Here is a 20,382-nt window from a genome sequence, read left to right on the forward strand (position 1 = left end):
TCATTCTGCAATTTAGTGGTGGGCAAGCGTCAGCTGTTTCGGATGCACCGCCAGCGGATCGTGTTCGCGTCGCCAGTCGATGAGATCGCTGATGTTGAGCAGCACGAGACCCTCCTCGGCCGTGAGTCGCTCGGCTTCGGGGAGCCGCATGACGTCGCCCTCGTCGTGCACGAGCTCAGCAATGGCGCCAACTTCACCCGCACCGGCGAGCCGAACGAGATCGGTTGCGGCCTCCGTGTGACCGGGGCGAACGAGCACCCCGCCTTCGACCGCGCGCAGCGGTATGACGTGACCGGGGCGGATGAGATCGCTCGCCAACGAGTCAGGGGCACCGAGTGTGCGCAGCGTTAGCGCCCGGTCGGCGGCCGAGATGCCCGTGGTGACACCGACTGCCGCATCCACCGACACCGTATAGGCAGTCCGTAACTGGTCCTCGTTCTTTGGAACCATCAGTGGTAGCTCGAGTCGGTCGGCACGCTCCGCGGGCATCGGCGCGCACAGGAAACCGGAGGAGTGGCGCACTACCCAGCCGATCCAGCGGGCGGTGGTTCGGTCTGCCGCGAGGATCGCATCCACTTCGTTTTCGCGACTCGCGCTATCGGCGACCAGAATCGGCCGACCCGCGCGGAGTTCGGCAAAGGCGCGTGCAAAGAGTTCGTTGGTGGTCATCGGATTGCTCCCTCGGCCTTGAGATGCTTTGGCTGATAGTGGTCCTGTGCCTCGTCGAGGAGACCGTCAACGCGTGCAGAAAGCGCTCGCTCGACATACTTCGCGAGCACATCAACTTCGATATTGACCCGGTCGCCCGGAGCGAGTGCACCGATGGTGGTGGCTTCAGACGTCGTCGGGATGATCGACACCCCGAAACCCTCGCGGGTCACCTCCGTCACGGTGAGCGAAGTGCCGTCGATGGAGATGGATCCCTTTTCGGCAATGTAGCGGGTGAGTGCTGGATCGACCGTGAAGTAGAGGTCGTCCCAACGCGTGCCCGGGATGCGGCGCGCAAGCGTGGCGACCGCATCCACGTGGCCCTGCACGATGTGGCCACCGAGCCGAGCATCCGCGCGCATGGCACGCTCGAGATTGACTTGCGTACCGGCAACGAACCCCGAAAGGGTGCTGCGTTCGATGGTTTCGGGCATCACATCGGCGGTGAATGAGCCGTCCGGCAGTAGTTCGACGACAGTGAGGCACACTCCCGAAACGGCGATTGAATCGCCGGGTCGTGCATCTTGGCTGACTGTCTCCGCTTTCACGGTAATGACCGCGTCGGGACGCGACGAGAATTGTTCGAGTTTCAGGACGGTGCCGATCTCTTCAATGAGTCCGGTGAACATAAATTGGGCTCCTGGTTGTTGGGGCGGGTTAGGGCAGCTGGTCTGGTGCGATGGCGCGGATGAAGGTGTCGTGGCCGAGCTGGCGGACTTCGGTGGTTTGCCAGCGACGTGCCTCGGCGAGGGTCGAAATGTCAAGGCTCTCGACTGCGCTCTTACCGTTACCGAGCAGTACCGGTGCGAGATAGGTGTGGAGTTCGTCGACGAGTCCAGCCTTGAGGAATGCGGTGGCGACACCTGCCCCACCCTCCACGAGGACGTGCCGAATTTCTCGCTCGTTCAAGGCCTGGAGTGCTTCATCCGGTCGGTGCGTGGCCAAGTGCAAAAATTCATCGACACCGCCTCGCATGCGTGCCGCCGCCGGCACCGGCCGGCGACCGAGCGCGACCCGCAGCGGTTGGTGGGGAAGATTCGCACCCAGCGCATCGCGGGCGGTGAGCGTCGGGTCATCGGCGAGGACCGTGCCGGTACCGACGAGGATCGCATCCACTTTGGCGCGATTGCGGTGCGCGTGCACTCGCGAATCCACCGAGGTGATCCACTGGCTCGTGCCATCCTCGGCCGCGATCTTGCCGTCGAGGGTCGTGGCGAGCTTGAGCGTGACGTAGGGGCGACCGAGTCGCACCGAGGTCGCCCAGATTCGCACCACCTCATACGCTTCCGAAAAGCTGAGCCCCGAACGCACCCGAATACCGCGGTCGCGCAGGTATGTTGCGCCACCGGCGGCCGCGGGGTTGGGATCGTCAACGGCGTAGATGACTTCGCCCACACCGGCTGCGGCGAGTGCCTCGGTGCAGGGTCCGGTGCGGCCGGTGTGTGAGCAGGGCTCGAGGGTCACAATCGCCGTGGCACCGAGGAGGCTTGCGCCGCGATCCCAGGCGTCACGCAGCGCATCGACTTCCGCATGCGCGGTACCGGCACCGCGGTGGTAGCCCTGGCCGAGCACGCGTCGTGGACCGCCCTCATCCGGAGCGAGAATCACGCATCCAACCCGAGGGTTCGGCCCGAACTCGGGGCCCAAATAGGCGAGTTCAATTGCCCGGCGCATTGCCGCAGAGACGCCATCGACGGTGTCGGTGGTCGCGACTATCGTGGCCGTGTCTAACTTCACAGTGTGTCCTCCCAGTGCTTGAGCTGCACCGGGGGAAAGAACACTCACCAACGCTCACCAAAAATGCGGTGATCGTTCGCTGAACAGCGGCACCCAATTGTGCCGCCCATGCGCCTCCCATCCAGACTTTGACTGTCGGCTCTGGAATTCCACCAGATCAGCGCTGCTCGTTCTCGACACCGAAGTGCCGGTTACGCGTAGCGGTCGCGGGCTATCACCGCCGGTTCGGATTTACACCGACCCCGGAGCATGTTGCTGCGGTTACTGTAACCGGGTCACGAAGCCAAGCGCAAGGGTAGATGTCACTTCATTACGTTCTGCGCCAAGTTTGGCCGGTCACTCGGTGTGGGAAGATCAACGGGACATGTCTGACGCCGCGCCCAAAACCATCCCGACCCTCCCCGAGCTCATCCCGACGCTCGCCGATCCTTCGGCGCCCTATGCCCCGGATCACGTCTACGAGGCGATTCTCGAGTGGACCGGATCGCGCGGCATCGACCTCTACGAGGCACAGGATGAGGCGATCATCCACCTCGTGTCTGGCGCGAATGTGGTCCTTGCCACCCCGACGGGAACCGGCAAGTCACTCGTGGCCATTGCGGCCCACGCGATCGAACTGGCCCGCGGCGGCCGCACCTATTACACGGCGCCCATCAAAGCCCTGGTGAGCGAGAAGTTTTTCTCGCTCGTCGAGATCTTTGGTGCCGAACGCGTCGGCATGGTGACCGGCGATAGTTCGGTGAATCCGGATGCGCCGATCATTTGCTGCACTGCCGAAATTCTTGCGAACAAAGCGCTCCGCGAGGGTGCGGAGGCCGACGTCGACCAGGTGGTAATGGACGAGTTCCACTACTACGGCGATCCGCAGCGCGGTGCCGCGTGGCAGATTCCACTGCTCTTGCTGCCGCGCGCGCAGTTCCTGCTGATGTCGGCGACACTGGGCGACACGGATGCGCTGCGCAAGGATCTGAGTAGGCGCACCGATCGCGCCACCGAGCTGGTAGCCGGAGCAACGAGACCGGTGCCGCTGACCTTCCACTACGTGCTCACGCCCGTTCACGAAACGGTCGAAAAGCTTCTCGAAGATGACGAAGCGCCGATCTATATCGTGCATTTCTCGCAGGCCGCGGCGGTCGAACGAGCGCAAGCCATTTCGAGCATTAAGGTAGCCAGCCGCGAACACCGGGACAAAATTGTCGCGGCAATCGGCGAATTCAGGTTCACGACCACTTTCGGTAAGGCACTCTCGCGGTGGTTACGACAGGGAATCGGTGTGCACCACGCCGGCATGCTGCCGCGATATCGGCGTCTCGTCGAGCAGCTCGCCCAGCGGGGTCTGCTCAAAGTCATCTGCGGCACCGACACGCTCGGGGTCGGGATTAACGTCCCGATCAGGGCGGTGCTGATTACGGCGCTGTCCAAATTCGATGGCCAGCGGATGCGCCACCTGAGCGCGCGAGAATTTCACCAGATCGCCGGCCGAGCGGGCCGCGCCGGCTACGACGATCACGGCACCGTGGTGGTTGAAGCGCCGGATCACGTGGTCGAGTACGAGCACGCCATGACCAAGGCCGCGGGCGACCCGAAGAAGCAGCGCAAAGTCACGCGAAAACAGCCCACCAAGGGCTTCGTGAACTGGACCGAAGCGACCTTCGACCGCATCGTTGCCGCGGAACCGGAACCGCTTACGAGCCACATGGAGATGACTTCCGCGACGCTCATCAACATTATTGAGCGCGGTGGGGACGTCTTCCAGAACGTTCGCGATCTGTGCTTCGACAATCACGAACCGCGCCCACGGCAATTTGCGATGGCGCGGCGCGCACTCGAAATCGGGCGCACCCTCCTCGATTCCGGCATCGTCGAAGAAGTGGACGGTCGCATCCAACTGACCATCGACCTGCAGGCGAACTTCGCGTTGAATCAACCGCTGTCACCTTTCGCACTCGCGATGATGGATGTGCTCGACCCGGAATCGGACACGTATGCGCTCGACGTCGTTAGCGTGATCGAGTCCACGCTCGACGACCCTCGCCCGGTGTTGCGCGCCCAAGAGCACCAGGCTCGGGGCGAAGCCATTGCCGAGATGAAGGCCGACGGCGTCGAATACGAAGAGCGCATGGAGCGTGTCGAAGAGATCTCGTGGCCGAAACCGCTCGAGGAGCTGCTCGACCAGAGCTTTGAGATGTTTGCCAGTTCGCAGCCCTGGGTACTCGACTTTGAGCTTTCCCCAAAAAAGGTCGTGCGCGATATGTTCGAACGCGGACTGAGCTTCGCAGAATACGTCGCCTTCTACGACCTTTCTCGTTCGGAAGGCGTGGTGTTGCGCTACCTTTCGGATGCATACCGTGCGCTGCGACAAACCGTGCCCTCCGATGCGCGTACCGATGAGTTCATGGATGTGCTGGAGTGGCTCGGTGAGCTCGTCCGGCAGGTCGACTCGAGTCTCGTTGACGAGTGGGCCGACCTCGTCGCCCCGGTGGATGCGCAGGGCGAGCCGGTACTTCCGCCCGCACCCAAGAGCGTGGTGCAGAACGTACGTGCCTTCACGGTCCTCGTACGGAATGAGCTGTGGCGCCGCGTCCACCTCGCGTCGCTCGAACGAGACGAGGACCTCACGACCCTTGACCCGGCGATCGACTGGCCGAGCATCCTCGATGACTACTACGCGGAATACGACGAGATCCAGATCGACGGGGCCGCGCGCTCACCCCAGTACTGCCAGATCGACAAGGCTCGCGAGGCAGCTGGGTTTTGGCAGGCTGAACAGACGCTTCTCGACCCCGAAGGCGACAACGCCTGGCGCATCCGTGCCGAAGTCGATCTGAACGAATCGGCGGCGGAAGGCCAGGCGGTGCTGCGGGTTACCGAGGTGGTGCGGCTCTAGCGCGTGGTGACGGGCTCACGGCTCGAGTCGTGAACTGCTGGACTGGTTGCAGTATCCGCTTCCGCATCCGCTTCTTCGAGCTCAGGATCCTCGTGGTCGCTATCGAGCATGCTCTCGTCAAAGGGTAGCTCGCCGCTCAGTACCTGCTTCACGCGCTCGCGGTCAACCTGCTTGGTCCAGGTACCGATGAGCAGGGTGGCGATGGCGTTACCGCTGAAGTTCGTGAGCGCACGACCTTCCGACATGAAGCGGTCGATGCCGACGATCACACCCACGCCATTGACGAGGTCCGGACGGTAGGCCTGCAGACCTGCAGCCAGGGTGGCAAGTCCCGCCCCGGTGACTCCGGCGGCACCCTTCGACGCGATAATCATGAATACCAGCAGTCCGATCTGCTCGCCAATCGACATGGGCTGACCCATCCCGGTGGCGATGAACAGGGACGCCATCGTGAGGTAGATCGCGGTGCCGTCCAGATTGAAGGAGTATCCGGTGGGCACGGTGATTCCGACCACGGGCTTCGACACACCGAGGTGCTCCATCTTCGCGATCAGACGGGGGAGCGCCGACTCGGAGGAGCTCGTGCCGACAATCAGCAGGTATTCGCGGCCGAGGTACTTCATCAGGCTGAAGACATTGACTCGAGTCACTGCATAAAGCAGTGCGCCGAGGATGACCACCACGAAGATAATGCAGGTGATGTAGAAGGCGACCATCAGCAGCCCGAGGCTCCAGATCGCGGCGATGCCGGTCTTGCCAACCACCGCGGCAATCGCACCGAACGCACCAATCGGTGCGAGCCACAGAATCATGCTGAGCACGCGGAAGACGAGCATCTGGCCGTACTTAACGGCGCGCATGATCGGCTTGCCACGCTTGCCGAGTGCCTGCAGCGCAAACCCGGTCAGTAGCGCCACAAACAGCACCTGCAGCACGTTGTCACCGGTCAGCGGTGAGAAGAACGTGGTGGGGATGATGCCGAGGATGAAGTCACTTGTCGAGCTCGCTTCGCCAGCGGTTTCGTAGCTCGACCCGGACATGTCGAGTCCTTCACCGGGGTGGATGATGTTGCCGACAACGAGTCCGATGGCGAGCGCGATAGTCGACATCACCATGAAGTACCCGAGCGCGAGGCCACCAATCTTGCCGACCGTCGCGGCCTGCGCAATTGAGCCGACCCCCACGACGATGGTGCAGAAAATAATCGGCGCGATCATCATCTTGATGAGTGCGACGAATGCCGTGCCGAGTGGTTCGAGCGCGACCGCAAAGTCGGGCACAACCAACCCGACAACCGCGCCAAGTAGGACGGCAATAATCACCGAAACATACAGCCAGGTGTGCTTGTCCCAGCCCTTCCGCTTCTGCTTACGCTGCGAGGTCGGAACGCTGGTCATTACGGTGTTCCCATCACCGGGATTCTTTGCTGAGTTCTTGACGAGAGTCATCATTGCCTCCGTGATTATTGACGGCCCTATTGCCGCCGATTTTTCATTCCGTCGCGAGCCGTCGGTCCGCGTTCGTTGATTTACGATGCTGGAGTTCGACGAAGAAGTCAGGCTTGTGGTCATATTGTTCGTGGACACGATCACTACCGCGATGTCGCGACCGAGAGGAATGCTGTGCGCGCTACCCACACTCGGAAAAGTGCCGCGTCCCGAGTCTTTTTGATCATCGTGATCGCGGTGTTCCTGCTGTCCGCCGCGCTGTTTGTGCTGCTGGTTTCGATGGGCCGGCTGCACGCGAGTGAGAAAGCAGAGGACGTGACCGAAGCAGTTTCGGTGACGCTCGCCGATCTCGAGCTGGTACAGGATGCAATGCAAACAGAGGATCCCACGGCAACCCTGCAGCCGGTCACGCAGCAAATCGTCGACCACAGTGACGTCGACTTCATTACGATCATGACCCCGGACGGGGTGCGGGTCACGCATCCCATTCCCGAAGAAATCGGGCAGCAATACACGGGCGCGATCCCTGCCGAACCGACCATCGCAGTCGGTACCTTCATGGGCCAGCTCGGTGAGTCGCTGCGCACTATTGTGCCGATTCAGGTCGATGGCGAAGTGATCGGGTGGGTCGCGACTGGACAGACGCTGGTGACGATTTCCGAGGAAGCCCTAAAGCAACTGCCGGTCAGCATCGTTGCTTTCGTGGTGCTGCTCGCGTTTGGCCTGCTGGTCGCGATGCTCGCGCGGCGGATGATTTGGAGTCTCGCGGGGGACCTCCCGGCCAGCGAGATTCGCAGCACCATCACGGCAAGAGAGTCGATACGAACGCTTTCGGATGCCTTGCGTTCCCAGACGCACGAGTACCGCAATCGGATGCACACGGCAGTGGGATTGTTGGAACTCGAACGCAGCTCGGAGGCAGTGGAACTGCTCACCCAAACCGATCAGCAAAGCCAGCTCCTGCTCGACTTTGTGGCGGCGCAGGATCGGCTCGACCCGGCGATTATTTCGCTACTGATCGGAAAGTCATCACAGGCCAAAGAGCGAGGTATTGACTGGTCCGTTGAAGTGGCGCCAGACACCCCTCGCAGTGTATTGGAACCGGTGGATTCCGTCGCAGTGGTCGGCAATATCCTCGACAACGCAATGGATGCGTCGGTAAGCGGCAGCGAGGCTCCCTGGGTTGAGGTTTCACTCCACGCAAGTGACGGCGGGCGCCTTGAAATTGTGGTGATGGACAGCGGTGACGGGATTCCGGAAGACCTGCGCGAGCGCGTGTTTGAACCGGGATTCTCGACCAAGTCGGCCAGCAGTGCAGGTCGAGGAGTCGGCCTCACACTGGTCAAACAGGTCTTGGACAGCGTTGGTGGTGAACTGGAAATAGCCACAGATCTGCCAATGACAGTCACGGTGCGTATTCCAGCCGCGGGAGGCGATGCATGATCGGCGTGCTGATTGTTGACGACGAACCGATGAGTCGGGAACTCCACCGCACCTACATCGGTCGCCTCGAAGGCTTTGAAGTCGTCGCCGAGGCCGCGGGCGCACGTGCCGCGCTGGCGCAGGTTTTCGATCCCAACCTGCGGGAACGAATCGACCTCATCCTGCTCGATATGACCATGCCCGACGGTTCAGGGCTGGACGTGCTCCGGCAGATCCGTGCCAAACGGCTCACCACCGACGTCATTCCGGTGACCGGTGTTCGCGATGCCGAAACGGTGCGTCGAGTGCTCGCACACGGGGCGGTGCACTATCTCGTCAAGCCCTTCACCTTCGCGGTCTTCCGCGAGCGGCTCGAGCAGTATCGCGAGTACCGCGAAAAACTCGCGATCGCCAAAGAAGAACCCACGCAGTCGGATATTGATGCGCTCATTGGGGCGCTGCGACCAGGAGGTTCGGGCCGACCGGGACAGGAGCTGCCCAAGGGTCTCTCACCCGATTCGCTGGAACGAGTCCGCGCCGCAATCCGCGAACGCGGCGCGCTCACCGCCGCGGAAGCCGCCGAATTGGTTGGGATGTCCCGGGTCACGACTCGGCGCTACCTCGAGTACCTGCAGGATATTGGTCGGGTCGAACGCGTATCGCGCTACGGCACCGGTGGTCGTCCGATTTCGGAGTACCGCTGGCAGGATTAGACCGAAGTTGCGTGATGGGGATCCGGCCCCAACCCCAAACACCCCAAGAGGGGAATGGGCGCCCCCCGCGTGCCCGCCCGGGCCCGGGACCCCACCCCCAAACCAATGGGGCTCCCGGTGGCTGGATTAGCCCGAAGTTGCGTTTGGGGTATCGGCCCGATCCCCATCACGCAACTTCGGCTTAGTGCTCGACCGCAGCTTCCGCGCCGTGACCGGTCAGCGAACGCACTTCCATTTCGGCCGCGAGTTTCGCATCCTCGGCCCGCTTCGAGGTGACCGAACCGAGCCAACCCAAGAAGAAGCCGAGCGGGATCGAGATGATGCCGGGGTTCGCGAGCGGGAAGATCGCGAAGTCCACGCCCGCCCCGAGGAGCGAAGTTTCCGAGCCCGACACCACCGGCGAGAACGCAATCAGCAACAGCGAGGAAGCCAGCCCGCCGTACATGCTCAGCACCGCACCGCGGGTGTTGAATTTCTTCCAGTACAGCGAGTAGATGATCGTTGGCAGGTTCGCGGAGGCCGCGACGGCGAAGGCGAGGGCTACGAGGAACGCGATGTTCTGCCCCTGCACACCAATGCCACCGACAATCGCGACGATGCCGAGCACCACCACGGTGATTTTGCCGACGCGCACCTCGGTTTCGGGCGAGGCCTTGCCTTTCTTAATGACGCTGCCGTAGATGTCGTGGGCGAAGGATGCGGCGGCAGTGAGGGCCAGGCCCGCCACCACCGCGAGGATGGTTGCGAAGGCGATTGCGGAGACCACGCCCATCAGGAAAGGGCCGCCGAGTTCAAGTGCGAGCAGCGGTGCGGCCGAGTTCACGCCGCCAGGGGCACCCAGGATCTTCTCCTGGCCCACGAGCGCCGCAGCGCCGTAGCCCATCACGAGGGCGAAGAGGAAGAACGCGCCGATCAGCCAGATCGCCCAGACCACGGACTTGCGGGCTTCCTTCGCGGTGGGCACCGTGTAGAAGCGCATCAGCACGTGGGGCAGACCCGCGGTGCCGAGCACGAGCGCGAGGCCGAGCGAGATGAAGTCGAGTTCCTTGCCACCGTATTGCAGGCCCGGAGCGAGGATCGCCGCGCCCTGTTCGGAGGCAGCCACCGCGTGTTCCAGAACGCTGGAGAAGTTGAAGCCGTGCAGGCCGAGCACCCAGACGGTCATGATCAGCGCGGCGCCGACCAGCAGCCAGGCCTTGATGATCTGCACCCAGGTGGTGCCCTTCATCCCGCCGATCAGCACGTAGACGATCATCAGTACGCCGACCACCGCGACGACCACACTCTGGCCGACCCTGTCGTCGATGCCGAGCAGCAGCGACACGAGCCCGCCGGCACCGGCCATCTGTGCGAGGAGATAGAAGAAGCACACCGCGAGGGTGGTGGTGGCCGCGGCCATGCGTACCGGCCGCTGCTGCAGCCGGAAGGAGAGCACATCCGCCATGGTGAACTTGCCGGTGTTGCGCATCAGCTCGGCAACGAGCAGCAGTGCCACGAGCCAGGCGACGAGGAAGCCGATGGAGTAGAGGAACCCGTCGTAACCGTTGATCGCGATCGCGCCGGTCACGCCGAGGAAGGATGCGGCCGAGAGATAGTCGCCCGAGATCGCGAAGCCGTTCTGGGTGCCGGAGAAGGAACGACCACCCGCGTAGTAGTCCGCCGCCGACTGGTTCTTGCGGCTCACGCGAATCACGATGAACAGCGTGATGGCGACGAACGCGATGAAGATGGAGATATTGAGCAATGGGTTGTTTTCGATCGTGTCGACCGCGGCAGCGAGCGGCGTGATTAGTTGTTCGAGGTTCATGCGCGGTCTGCTCCCTCGGTCTCAGGCGTGGTGGATTGCGCGGTGGATTGTGCGGTGTCGATGGCGCCGGCCTCGATCGCGGCCAGCTTTTCCCGGAGCGCTTCGGCCTCCGGGTCGAGCTTGGCGTTGGCGAAGCGGACGTACCACATGGTGATCGCGAAGGTGGTTACGAATTGTGCCAGCCCCAGTAGCAATCCCAGGTTGATGGTGCCGAGCACCGGGGTTGCCATGAATTCCGGCGCGTAGGCCGCGAGGAGTACAAAGGCGAAATACCAGGCCAGGAAGAACGCGGCCATCGGGAATACGAATGAGCGCTGGCGCTTCCGCAGCTGCTGGAACTGGGGTTCCTGCTCGAACTTGAGGTAGTCGACGGTGTGTGGGGAATTGCTGGTGGCGCCGCTTTGGGTCGCCGGATTTGCGTCGTGCATGAGGCCTCCTTGCCGCATGGTGGGACGGATGATGTGGGGTGAGCGTGATGCTCGGGGGAGTTAGCCTGCGATTTGGGTCTTGACGGCGCCGGTGTGGGCGACATCCGGGTCGGCGGTGCCGAGCGCGAGGATTTCGTCCAGCGTCGAGCGATCTTCGATGGTCGCCGGAACCTTGACTTCCTCGCCGTCGAGGATCTGTCGGATGGTCTTGCGCAGCACTTTGCCGGAGCGGGTCTTTGGTAGCCGCGAGACGATAGCTACGTCGCGGAAGGCCGCAACCGGCCCGATGCTCTCGCGGACATGTGCGATGAGTGCCTTCTGGAGCGCATCCAGATCGCCCTCGAATCCGTGCTTCAGCGTGACGACGCCGTAGCCGCGGTGACCCTTGAGGGTGTCGCGCACGCCGACCACCGCCGCCTCGGCGACCGCGTCGTGGTGCGCGAGGGCCTCTTCGATCGCGCCCGCCGAGATGCGGTGGCCCGCGACGTTGATGACGTCATCGGTGCGGCCCATGACGAACACATAGCCATCCTCGTCCACGAAGCCGGAGTCACCGGTCGCGTAGTAGCCGGGGAATTCCTTGAGATACGAGGAGAAGAACCGCTCCGGGGCGCCCCACACGGTCTTGAGGTATCCCGGCGGCAGCGGCAGCTTCAGCGCGATATTTCCTTCGATACCCGGCTCGGTGATCTCGTGGCCCTGGTCATCCAGGATGCGCAGGTCGACTCCCGGGCAGGGGACGGTGGAGGAGCCGGGCTTGGTTTCGAGCAGTTCGATTCCGCGCGGATTGGCGGTGATCGCCCAGCCGGTTTCGGTTTGCCACCAGTGGTCGATCACGGGGCAGTGCAACCCGTCATTGGCCCAGTGGTAGGTCTCGGTGTCGAGGCGTTCGCCCGCGAGGAAAAGCGCTTCCAAGGAGCTGATGTCGTAGCGGCCGGCGCCTTCGAGTTCCGGGTCCTCTCGGCGAATCGAGCGCAGCGCGGTCGGCGCGGTGAACAGCACCTTCACGCCGTACTGTTCGACGACTCGGAAGAAGGCTCCTGCATCCGGAGTTCCGACCGGCTTGCCCTCGTAGATCACCGTGGTGGCCCCGGCGAGCAGCGGCGCGAAGACGATATAGCTGTGGCCCACGACCCAACCCACATCCGAAGCCGACCAGAACACATCCCCGGGCTTGATGCCGTAGATCTGGCTCATCGAGCGGGTCAGCGCGACGGCGTGACCGCCGGTGTCGCGCACGACACCCTTGGGGTTTCCGGTGGTGCCGGAGGTGTAGAGAATGTACGCGGGATGCGTGGCCTCGACCGGGACCGGCGCAACCGGCTGGGCCTTTGCCTCGGCCTCCTGCCAGTCGAGGTATTCGACGTCCCCACCCTGGTAGTCGGCGGCCGAGCCCGGGATGAGCTCGCGATCGGCGACGATCACGGTGCGCACCGAGCCATTCGAAGCCTTCAGCGCCTTGTCCACGATCGGCAGGTACTCGACCACGCGCTTGGGCTCGAGGCCACCGGAGGTCGTGACGATCACCTTTGGGGAGGCGTCGTTGATGCGCACCACGAGTTCGTTCGCCGCGAAGCCACCGAAGACCACCGAGTGGATTGCACCGATGCGCGCACAGGCGAGCATCGAGATGATCGCCTCGGGAATCATCGGCAGGTAGATAAGCACGCGGTCGCCCTTGTCCACGCCGGATGCGCGCAGCACCCCGGCGAAGCGGGCCACATGGTCCTGCAATTCGGCATAGGAGATCTTCGACTGGGTGCCGGTCATCGCCGAGTCGTAGATCACCGCGGTGCGGTCGCCGTGGCCGGCGAGCACGTGCCGATCCACTGCGTTGAAGCAGGTGTTCAGCTCGCCGTCGGGAAACCACTCCCACTCGGTTTCGGAGTGTCGGTCGATCGCGCGGGTGGGTTTGCGGTCCCAATCGATCAGCTCGGCCGAGTCAAGCCAGAATTTTTCGGGGTCGTTGATGCTCTCCTGCCAAATCTCGGCATAGGCATCCGTTCGGACCGGCACATTGGCGGTGCCAAGGTTCGGGGATACGGAAATCGGTGACAGAGACTGAATGCTCATTTGCTTCTCCTCGCTCGCAACTTTGCGGGGTTGGGTTCAGTTTCCGCAGTGCATCGGTTCGATGCGCTGCGGGTAGGGGACAACACGTCATGCACGTCGCTGTGCCAGGTGCTAGGGTTCACGCTACGAATCTCCTCAGCGACGAGGTACCCCCGAAAGTTGGTATCGCCTCGGTACCGGAAGTTCCGACTCGATTCATACCGCTGGAGCAAGTACCCCATGGCACGCAGCAAGCCGCGATCCGAATACGAACTCCTCGAAGCCGCGCTCACCGAACTTGGCCACACCGGCACGTTTCCGCTGGTGTTTGGCGGACTTACGAGTGGGGATGGCCTTCGGGTGTCTTCGCTGCGCGGAAATGAAACCGGTTCCCTAGCGGGGCTGCACGTCGTGCAACGGCGGGGTTTGGGCGGCCAGGCTCTCAGCGAAATGCGACCGCGGCTCGCGAGTGATTACCGCACCGCCCGCCACATCACGCATGACTACGACCACGAGGTGCTCGCCGAAGGGGTCACGGCACTGCTGGCGGTGCCGGTGATGGTGGAAGGCAATGTGCGCGGCATGCTCTACGGCGCCGAACGCGAGGGCATTAGCGCCGGGAATCACTCGGTGGATGCGGTGGTCCGGGCGGCAGCCTGGCTGCAGGAACAGCTTCGAGTACGAGACGAGGCCGAACGCGAGCGACTGCGGATTGAGCTGCGACGGGCCATGCCTTCCCAGCGAAGCGCTGCCGTGCGAGCTGCCGAACCCATGGCCGACGCGCAGGCGCTGCCCGCAGAAAAACTCGAGGAACTTCGTGCCAGCTACGCCGACTTGCGCGCGATTACCGCCTCGCTGAGCGATCCCGCGCTGATCGAGCGGATGCGCCAGGTGGAAGCGCGGTTGGCGGCGATTTCGCAGGTGGACCCGACCGGGCATCCCACCCGGCAGGAAGCCGAGGTGCTGCTGTCCCCGCGCGAGGTGGATGTGCTCGGCTACGTTGCGATCGGTCTGAATAATGGTGAGATCGCGCAGGAACTCGCGCTCGCGGAATCGACGATCAAGAGCTATCTGGCTGCCGCGATGCGAAAGCTCGGGCAGCGCACGCGGCTCGGCGCCGCGACGGAAGCGCGCCGACTTGGTCTGATTCCGTAGCGTGCGGGTGCGCATCTCGAAGCCGACCGTCTGGTAGCTCTGCGTCTGGTAGCGCAGCGTCTGGAAGCCAGCGTCTGACCGGCGAAGCTCCGGAATCGACCATTCAACCCTCCCTGAGAGCTTGCTGTATGCACAGGGAGGGTTAGTTGTCGATTGCAATTCCAAATACTGGCGCTAATGTATACATAACGCTAATGTATACATAAGCTTTAGCGGGGCGGCGAGAACTGGATACCGGGACAGGCTCGGCATCAGGGCTATCGGCAACAGAACTCACAGTCCCGACAGCAGAACTAACCCGGCTTCAGAACTAACCCGGCATCAGAATCAACGGAGGATTCATGCGAGCAAGCGATAGGGCGTACGCGACACTGCGCGACGAGATCCTCGCTGGCGAGCTCGCGCCCGGCACCGCGCTCGCGGAAGTCGAGCAGTCCACCCGCCTCGGCGTAAGCCGCACCCCCGTGCGCGAAGCCTTCTCTCGGCTCACCAGCGAGGGCCTGCTCACCTCGAAGTCGCCCCGCGTGCTGGTGGTCACCGAACTTTCACCCGACCGCATCCGCTCACTCTATGAGCTGCGCTCGGCACTCGAAACCAGTGCCGCAGCCCTCGCCGCCCAGCGTCGCGATCCGCACGCGTTCATGGAACTTCGCGTGCAGCTCGAAGCTGCTCCGAAACTACTCGATCGAGCAGCAGGACAGGACGGCATCTCCCGCTACTTCGAAATTGTGGATGCACTCGACCTCGCGATCGAAGACGCGGTCGCGAATCCCTATGTCACCAATGCGCTCGCGAGCGCCCGGCTGCACTCCTCACTCGTGCGCCGCCTCTCGCAGCACGACCCCGAACGACTTCGCGCCGCGGCGAGGGAACACCTCCTCGTGGTCGACGCGATCATCGCCGGCGACGCCGACCTGGCTGCTGCCGCGATCAAGATCCACCTGCACAACAGCCTCGAAAGTGCGCTCGCGCACATCGGGGATGACCACCACACGCCAGCCCTCACACGATAGGACCCACCTCCAATGGCTCAGAAAGTTGACGCACGTTCCATGAAGCAGCACGAAGTTCGCACCTACAAGTCCGAAGAAAACCTCGCCCGCGAGGACCAGCTCGCGTGGAAGATCGCCCAGGTAGCGACCGACCCCGTCGAGGTCACCGAAGAGGTCACCGACATGGTGATCAACCGCGTGATCGACAACGCATCGGTAGCCGCCGCATCCCTCAACCGTGCCCCGATCGTGGCCGCGCGCGGACAGGCGACCTCACACCCCGCATCCAACCACGGCGAAGGCGCAACCGTCTTCGGTCTCGAGGAATCCGAGCGTACGAGCCCCGAATGGGCCGCCTGGGTGAACGGCGTCGCGGTTCGCGAACTCGACTTCCACGACACCTTCCTCGCCGCAGAGTACTCGCACCCGGGCGACAACATCCCCTCGATCCTGGCCGTGGCCCAGCACGCTGCGAAGTCGAAGGGCCTCAGCGGTAACGACCTCGTGCGCGGTATCGCCACCGGCTACGAGATCCAGGTCGACCTCGTGAAGGCCATCTGCCTGCACGAGCACAAGATCGACCACGTCGCCCACCTCGGTCCCTCGGCCGCCGCCGGCATCGGCACCCTCCTCGGCCTCGATACCGAGACCATCTTCCAGGCTGTCGGACAGGCGCTGCACACCACCACCGCCACCCGGCAGTCGCGCAAGGGTGAGATCTCGACCTGGAAGGCGCACGCCCCGGCATTTGCGGGCAAGATGGCGGTTGAAGCAGTCGACCGTGCGATGCGCGGCCAGACCAGCCCCACCCCGATCTACGAGGGTGAGGACGGCGTCATTGCGTGGCTCCTCAGCGGCCCCGAAGCTCGCTATTCGGTGCCCCTGCCCGAGGCGGGCGAAGCGAAGCGCGCGATCCTCGACACGTACACCAAGGAGCACTCGGCCGAATACCAGGCGCAGGCCTGGATCGACCTCGCCCGCAAGCTTCACCGAGAGCACCCCGAGCTCGTGCAGCACCCGGAGAACATCGCCTCGGTGCTCATCAAAACCTCGCACCACACCCACTACGTGATCGGCTCGGGTGCCAACGACCCGCAGAAGTACGACCCCACCGCCTCGCGCGAGACCCTCGACCACTCGATTCCGTTCATCTTCACCGTGGCCCTGCAGGACGGTGCCTGGCACCACGTCGACTCCTACTCGCCAGAGCGCGCCGGTCGCCCCGACACGGTTGAGCTGTGGCAGAAGGTCACCACGGTGGAGGACGCCGAGTGGACCCGCCGCTACCACTCGCTCGATATCTCGGAGAAGGCCTTCGGTGGCGCGGTAGAGATCACGCTTACCGACGGCACCGTGATCCGCGATGAGATCGCCGTGGCCGACGCCCACCCACTCGGCGCCCGTCCGTTCGCCCGCGAGCAGTACATCGAGAAGTTCCGCAGCCTCGCCACCGGCATCCTCGAGAACAGCGAAATCGACCGCTTCCTCGACGTCGCCCAGCGCCTGCCGGAGCTCAAGGCCGAAGAACTCGGCCAGCTCAACATTGTCGCGGCACCGGGCCTGCTCATCCCGAGCCCGACCACCGGCCTCTTCTAAGCGTTCCTTCGAACACAGTACTGGAGAGGACAACAACTTCATGCTTTACGCCAAGAACACACCCGCACAGAAGCGGGCCAACTTCCGCGAACAGCTCTCGAGCGGTGAGCTCCTTCGCTTCCCTGGAGCCTTCAACCCGCTCTCCGCGCGCATGATCGAAGACAAGGGCTTCGAAGGCGTCTACGTTTCGGGCGCCGTGCTCGCGGCAGACCTCGGATTGCCCGATATCGGCCTGACCACGCTCAGCGAGGTCGCCGGTCGCGGCAAACAGATCGCCCGGATGACCGAACTGCCAACGATCATCGACGCCGACACCGGTTTCGGCGAACCAATGAACGTCGCGCGCACAGTGCAGGAACTTGAGGATGCCGGTCTCGCCGGGCTCCACATCGAGGACCAGATCAACCCGAAGCGTTGCGGCCACCTCGATGGCAAACAGGTCGTCGACTCCGAAACCGCGACCAAGCGCATCCGTGCCGCCGTCGACGCCCGCCGTGATGACAACTTCCTCATCATGGCGCGCACCGATATCCGCGCCGCGGAGGGACTCGACGCGGCACTGGATCGAGCCAAGCAACTCGTGGATGCGGGAGCGGATGCGATTTTCCCCGAAGCGATGCGCACCCTCGAAGAATTCGAAGCGATGCGCGCGGCGGTGGATGTGCCGCTCCTCGCCAACATGACGGAGTTTGGCAAGAGCGAGCTGTTCTCAGTCGAGGAACTCAAGAACGTCGGCATGAATCTCGTGATTTGGCCGGTGTCCATGCTCCGTATTTCGATGGGTGCCACCGGTCGCGCGCTCGACGGACTCAACGAAGTCGGACATCTCCGTGACAAACTCGACGAGATGCAGCATCGAGCAGATCTGTACGAACTTGTCGACTACGAGGCGTATAACCACTTTGACACGTCAGTATTCAACTTCCGAGTAGAGCGCTAGCCGCCCAAAGCTGATTGGAAATCTCAATGGATGAGAAGGAAATTTACAAAGGTCTTGCCGGCGTTCCGGTGGACTACACCGCGATCTCGAAGGTCAATCCTGAGACGAATTCACTGCTGTATCGCGGGTATCCCGTGCAGGAGCTCGCTGCGAAATGCAGTTTTGAGGAAGTCGCATGGCTCTTGTGGATGGGGGAGTTGCCGACCGAGTCCGAACTGGCAGAGCTTGTGGCTGAGGAACGCGCGGGTCGCGCACTAAGCCAGAACCTTCGAGACATCATCGACAGCCTGCCAAAGACCGTGCACCCGATGGATGTTGTGCGCACCGCCGTCTCGGTGATCGGCGCGAATGACCCCGAGGCAGAAACGAACACTGCGGAAGCGAATCTCGCAAAGTCGAAGCGGTTGTTCGCGGCACTGCCCGCGGTGGTCGCTTACGACCAGCGTCGCCGCCACGGTCTAGACGTTGTCGAACCGCGCGAGGACCTCGACTATTCGCAGAACTTCTTGTGGATGACGTTCGGCGAGGAAGCGGCCCCTGAAGTTGTGGATGCATTCCGCGTCTCGATGGTGCTGTACGCCGAGCACTCATTCAACGCATCCACCTTCACCGCGCGCGTGATCACCTCGACGCTGTCGGACCTCTACAGTGCAGTGACCGGTGCGGTCGGCGCACTCAAAGGTGCGCTGCACGGTGGGGCGAATGAGGCCGTCATGCACACCTTCGCCGAGATCGGCTCTGCCGAGAACGTCAACGCGTGGCTCGACGACGCACTCGCGAATAAGAAGAAGATCATGGGCTTCGGTCACCGCGTCTACAAGAAGGGTGACTCGCGTGTTCCCTCCATGGAAACGGCGATGGAGCGCATGATTGCGCACTACGAGCGCGAAGACATACTCGAGTTGTACCGCACCATGGCCAAGGAATTCGTCGAGCGCAAGGGCATCCACCCGAACCTCGACTACCCGGCGGGCCCGACCTATCACCTGATGGGCTTCGACACCCCAACCTTCACGCCAATTTTTGTCGCTGCACGTGTGACCGGGTGGACCGCGCACATCATAGAACAGAACGCGAACAACGCGCTTATTCGGCCGCTGTCGGTGTACAACGGACCGGAGGAACGGCACCTATAGCGCGCGCTACTCAATTCGAGGGCCCAATAAATCGGGGCTGCCAAGATCGCTGAAAGAGATCTTGGCAGCCCCGATTTAGTTGGTCGTATTGCCTGCGCGGCTACCGTTTGCCGTTGCTCAGTCCATTTTCTTTGCGGTCTGCGGGCGCGGCTGCCTCGGCGTCGCTATCAGCATCCGAACTGGCGTTGTCGCCCGCATCCGAGCCAGCTTCGAGCTCGCCATTCTCCGCATCCTTGCCGTTCTCCGCATCCTCTGCTGCCGCCTTCTTATCTGCGGGGCCGTCTGGACGCGAGTAGATGAGGGACGCGATCGTGGCGATCGCCAACACGCCGAAGATGAAGACGAGGGAGAACCACGTGGGGATCTCGGGTGCCCACAGGATAGGTTCGCCGCCGTTGATCCACGGAACTTCGTTGACGTGCATCGCGTGGAATACGAGCTTGACGCCGATGAAACCAAGGATGAACGCAATACCGAGGTCGAGGAACACCAAGCGAGAAAGCAGCGCATCGAGCAGGAAGTACATCTGCCGCAAGCCGAGGAGCGCGAGGGCATTCGCCATGAAGACGAGGTAGGGCTCTTGGGTAATACCGAAGATTGCGGGGATGGAGTCCAGCGCGAAGAGGATGTCGGTGAAGCCGAGCGCGATCACGACGAGTACGAGAGGAGTAAACAGCTTCTTGCCGTTTTCGACGATGGTCCACTTATCGCCGTTGTAGTTCTCCGAGGAGGGAATGAACTTGCTGATCTTGGACACCCATTTGGGCATTTCGGGATCGGAATCATCGAAGGAGTCAACGAACTGGCGTATGGCCATGAAGAGCAGCCAAGCACCAAAGATATAGAACACCCACGACAGTTCATTGAGGACCCAGGCACCGGCAATGATGAAGATCGTTCGGAAGACCAGCGCCATCGCAATACCGATGAGGAGCGCCTTTTGCTGCGCGATCTTGGGGACTTTAAACCCAGTCATGATCAGGAGGAACACGAACAGATTGTCAACAGAGAGTGCTTTTTCTGTCGTATACCCGGCGATGAAGTCACCCGCTTCGTTCCAGTTCCAGAACAAGCCGATGCCCACCATGAACAGCACCGAAAGCACGATGTAGAACAGCGTCCACAGACCGGATTCTTTGATTGATGGCACGTGCGCGTGTTTGACGTGGGAATAGAAATCAAAGAAGAAGAAGCCGATGATGACGGCGAGACTGATGATCCATACCCAAAGATCGACATGACCCATTGATTTAGCCTCCAGGGTTCTCAAAAACTCTGAAGGTCTCTTCCGCCGCGGTTGCGGCCGACGCTCCCGGGACGGAACTTAGGTGTCCGATGCCGTGATGACGAGAACGTCGCGA

The 20,382-nt window shown here is 62.6% G+C and carries 16 protein-coding genes and 1 riboswitch; of the genes, 8 read left to right on the forward strand and 8 right to left on the reverse strand.

What is annotated here, in order from left to right; all coding sequences use genetic code 11:
• Positions 1-12 precede the first annotated feature (12 nt).
• The 3 genes from ribB to ribD are packed head-to-tail and all read right to left on the reverse strand — an operon-like array spanning position 13 to position 2,445.
• Positions 13-669 (reverse strand): 3,4-dihydroxy-2-butanone-4-phosphate synthase, encoded by a 657-nt coding sequence (gene ribB / locus ACTHXA_RS12605; protein WP_441672892.1) that lies wholly within the window; start codon positions 667-669, stop codon positions 13-15.
• Positions 666-1,337: a riboflavin synthase gene (locus ACTHXA_RS12610; RefSeq protein ID WP_441672894.1), complete on the reverse strand. Its 672-nt coding sequence runs from the start codon at positions 1,335-1,337 to the stop codon at positions 666-668. The genes ribB and ACTHXA_RS12610 overlap by 4 nt, the downstream gene beginning before the upstream one ends.
• A gap of 28 nt (positions 1,338-1,365) precedes the next feature.
• On the reverse strand, positions 1,366-2,445 hold the full coding sequence (gene ribD / locus ACTHXA_RS12615; protein WP_441672896.1) for a bifunctional diaminohydroxyphosphoribosylaminopyrimidine deaminase/5-amino-6-(5-phosphoribosylamino)uracil reductase RibD: 1,080 nt from the start codon (positions 2,443-2,445) through the stop codon (positions 1,366-1,368).
• A 105-nt stretch (positions 2,446-2,550) separates the two neighbouring features.
• Positions 2,551-2,699, reverse strand: a riboswitch (FMN riboswitch).
• A 110-nt stretch (positions 2,700-2,809) separates the two neighbouring features.
• On the opposite strand from ribD, the gene ACTHXA_RS12620 reads away from it, so the two are divergent.
• Positions 2,810-5,332 (forward strand): DEAD/DEAH box helicase, encoded by a 2,523-nt coding sequence (locus ACTHXA_RS12620; RefSeq protein WP_441672898.1) that lies wholly within the window; start codon positions 2,810-2,812, stop codon positions 5,330-5,332.
• On the opposite strand, the gene ACTHXA_RS12625 is transcribed toward ACTHXA_RS12620, so the two are convergent.
• Positions 5,329-6,729, reverse strand: coding sequence for a cation:dicarboxylate symporter family transporter (locus tag ACTHXA_RS12625; protein ID WP_441672900.1), 1,401 nt, complete (start codon positions 6,727-6,729; stop codon positions 5,329-5,331). The genes ACTHXA_RS12620 and ACTHXA_RS12625 overlap by 4 nt on opposite strands.
• 225 nt (positions 6,730-6,954) lie before the next feature.
• Between ACTHXA_RS12625 and ACTHXA_RS12630 the strand changes: the two genes are divergently transcribed.
• On the forward strand, positions 6,955-8,223 hold the full coding sequence (locus tag ACTHXA_RS12630) for an ATP-binding protein (RefSeq protein ID WP_441672902.1): 1,269 nt from the start codon (positions 6,955-6,957) through the stop codon (positions 8,221-8,223).
• The gene (locus ACTHXA_RS12635; RefSeq protein ID WP_441672904.1) at positions 8,220-8,915 is read left to right on the forward strand and encodes a response regulator; all 696 of its coding nucleotides are present in this window, start codon (positions 8,220-8,222) and stop codon (positions 8,913-8,915) included. Before ACTHXA_RS12630 ends, ACTHXA_RS12635 begins: the two co-directional genes overlap by 4 nt.
• A gap of 181 nt (positions 8,916-9,096) precedes the next feature.
• Here ACTHXA_RS12635 and ACTHXA_RS12640 read toward each other — a convergent pair whose 3' ends face one another.
• Genes ACTHXA_RS12640 through ACTHXA_RS12650 form a run of 3 tightly spaced genes read right to left on the reverse strand, consistent with a single transcriptional unit; the run spans position 9,097 to position 13,223 of the window.
• Positions 9,097-10,722, reverse strand: coding sequence for a solute symporter family protein (locus tag ACTHXA_RS12640; protein WP_441672906.1), 1,626 nt, complete (start codon positions 10,720-10,722; stop codon positions 9,097-9,099).
• The gene (locus ACTHXA_RS12645) at positions 10,719-11,150 is read right to left on the reverse strand and encodes a DUF485 domain-containing protein (RefSeq protein WP_441672908.1); all 432 of its coding nucleotides are present in this window, start codon (positions 11,148-11,150) and stop codon (positions 10,719-10,721) included. Before ACTHXA_RS12645 ends, ACTHXA_RS12640 begins: the two co-directional genes overlap by 4 nt.
• Before the next feature lie 60 nt (positions 11,151-11,210).
• The gene (locus ACTHXA_RS12650) at positions 11,211-13,223 is read right to left on the reverse strand and encodes an AMP-binding protein (protein WP_441672910.1); all 2,013 of its coding nucleotides are present in this window, start codon (positions 13,221-13,223) and stop codon (positions 11,211-11,213) included.
• 219 nt (positions 13,224-13,442) lie between these two features.
• Here ACTHXA_RS12650 and ACTHXA_RS12655 point away from each other — a divergent pair, with 219 nt between their 5' ends.
• From ACTHXA_RS12655 to ACTHXA_RS12675, 5 genes are all read left to right on the forward strand, one after another.
• Positions 13,443-14,357 (forward strand): LuxR C-terminal-related transcriptional regulator, encoded by a 915-nt coding sequence (locus ACTHXA_RS12655; RefSeq protein ID WP_441672912.1) that lies wholly within the window; start codon positions 13,443-13,445, stop codon positions 14,355-14,357.
• A 341-nt stretch (positions 14,358-14,698) separates the two neighbouring features.
• Positions 14,699-15,370 carry a GntR family transcriptional regulator gene (locus ACTHXA_RS12660; protein WP_441672914.1) on the forward strand — a complete coding sequence of 224 codons (672 nt, stop codon included), beginning with the start codon at positions 14,699-14,701 and terminating at the stop codon, positions 15,368-15,370.
• Positions 15,371-15,409: 39 nt separating this feature from the next.
• The gene (locus ACTHXA_RS12665) at positions 15,410-16,945 is read left to right on the forward strand and encodes an MmgE/PrpD family protein (protein WP_441672966.1); all 1,536 of its coding nucleotides are present in this window, start codon (positions 15,410-15,412) and stop codon (positions 16,943-16,945) included.
• 40 nt (positions 16,946-16,985) lie between these two features.
• Complete coding sequence (gene prpB, locus ACTHXA_RS12670; RefSeq protein ID WP_441672916.1) at positions 16,986-17,885, forward strand: methylisocitrate lyase; 900 nt, start codon at positions 16,986-16,988, stop codon at positions 17,883-17,885.
• Between the two features lie 26 nt (positions 17,886-17,911).
• Positions 17,912-19,021 (forward strand): bifunctional 2-methylcitrate synthase/citrate synthase, encoded by a 1,110-nt coding sequence (locus tag ACTHXA_RS12675; RefSeq protein WP_441672918.1) that lies wholly within the window; start codon positions 17,912-17,914, stop codon positions 19,019-19,021.
• Positions 19,022-19,121: 100 nt separating this feature from the next.
• On the opposite strand, the gene ACTHXA_RS12680 is transcribed toward ACTHXA_RS12675, so the two are convergent.
• Complete coding sequence (locus tag ACTHXA_RS12680; protein ID WP_441672920.1) at positions 19,122-20,267, reverse strand: TerC/Alx family metal homeostasis membrane protein; 1,146 nt, start codon at positions 20,265-20,267, stop codon at positions 19,122-19,124.
• Positions 20,268-20,382: the final 115 nt, after the last annotated feature.

It is taken from the genome of Gulosibacter sp., assembly GCF_052090685.1.
Taxonomy (GTDB): domain Bacteria; phylum Actinomycetota; class Actinomycetes; order Actinomycetales; family Microbacteriaceae; genus Gulosibacter.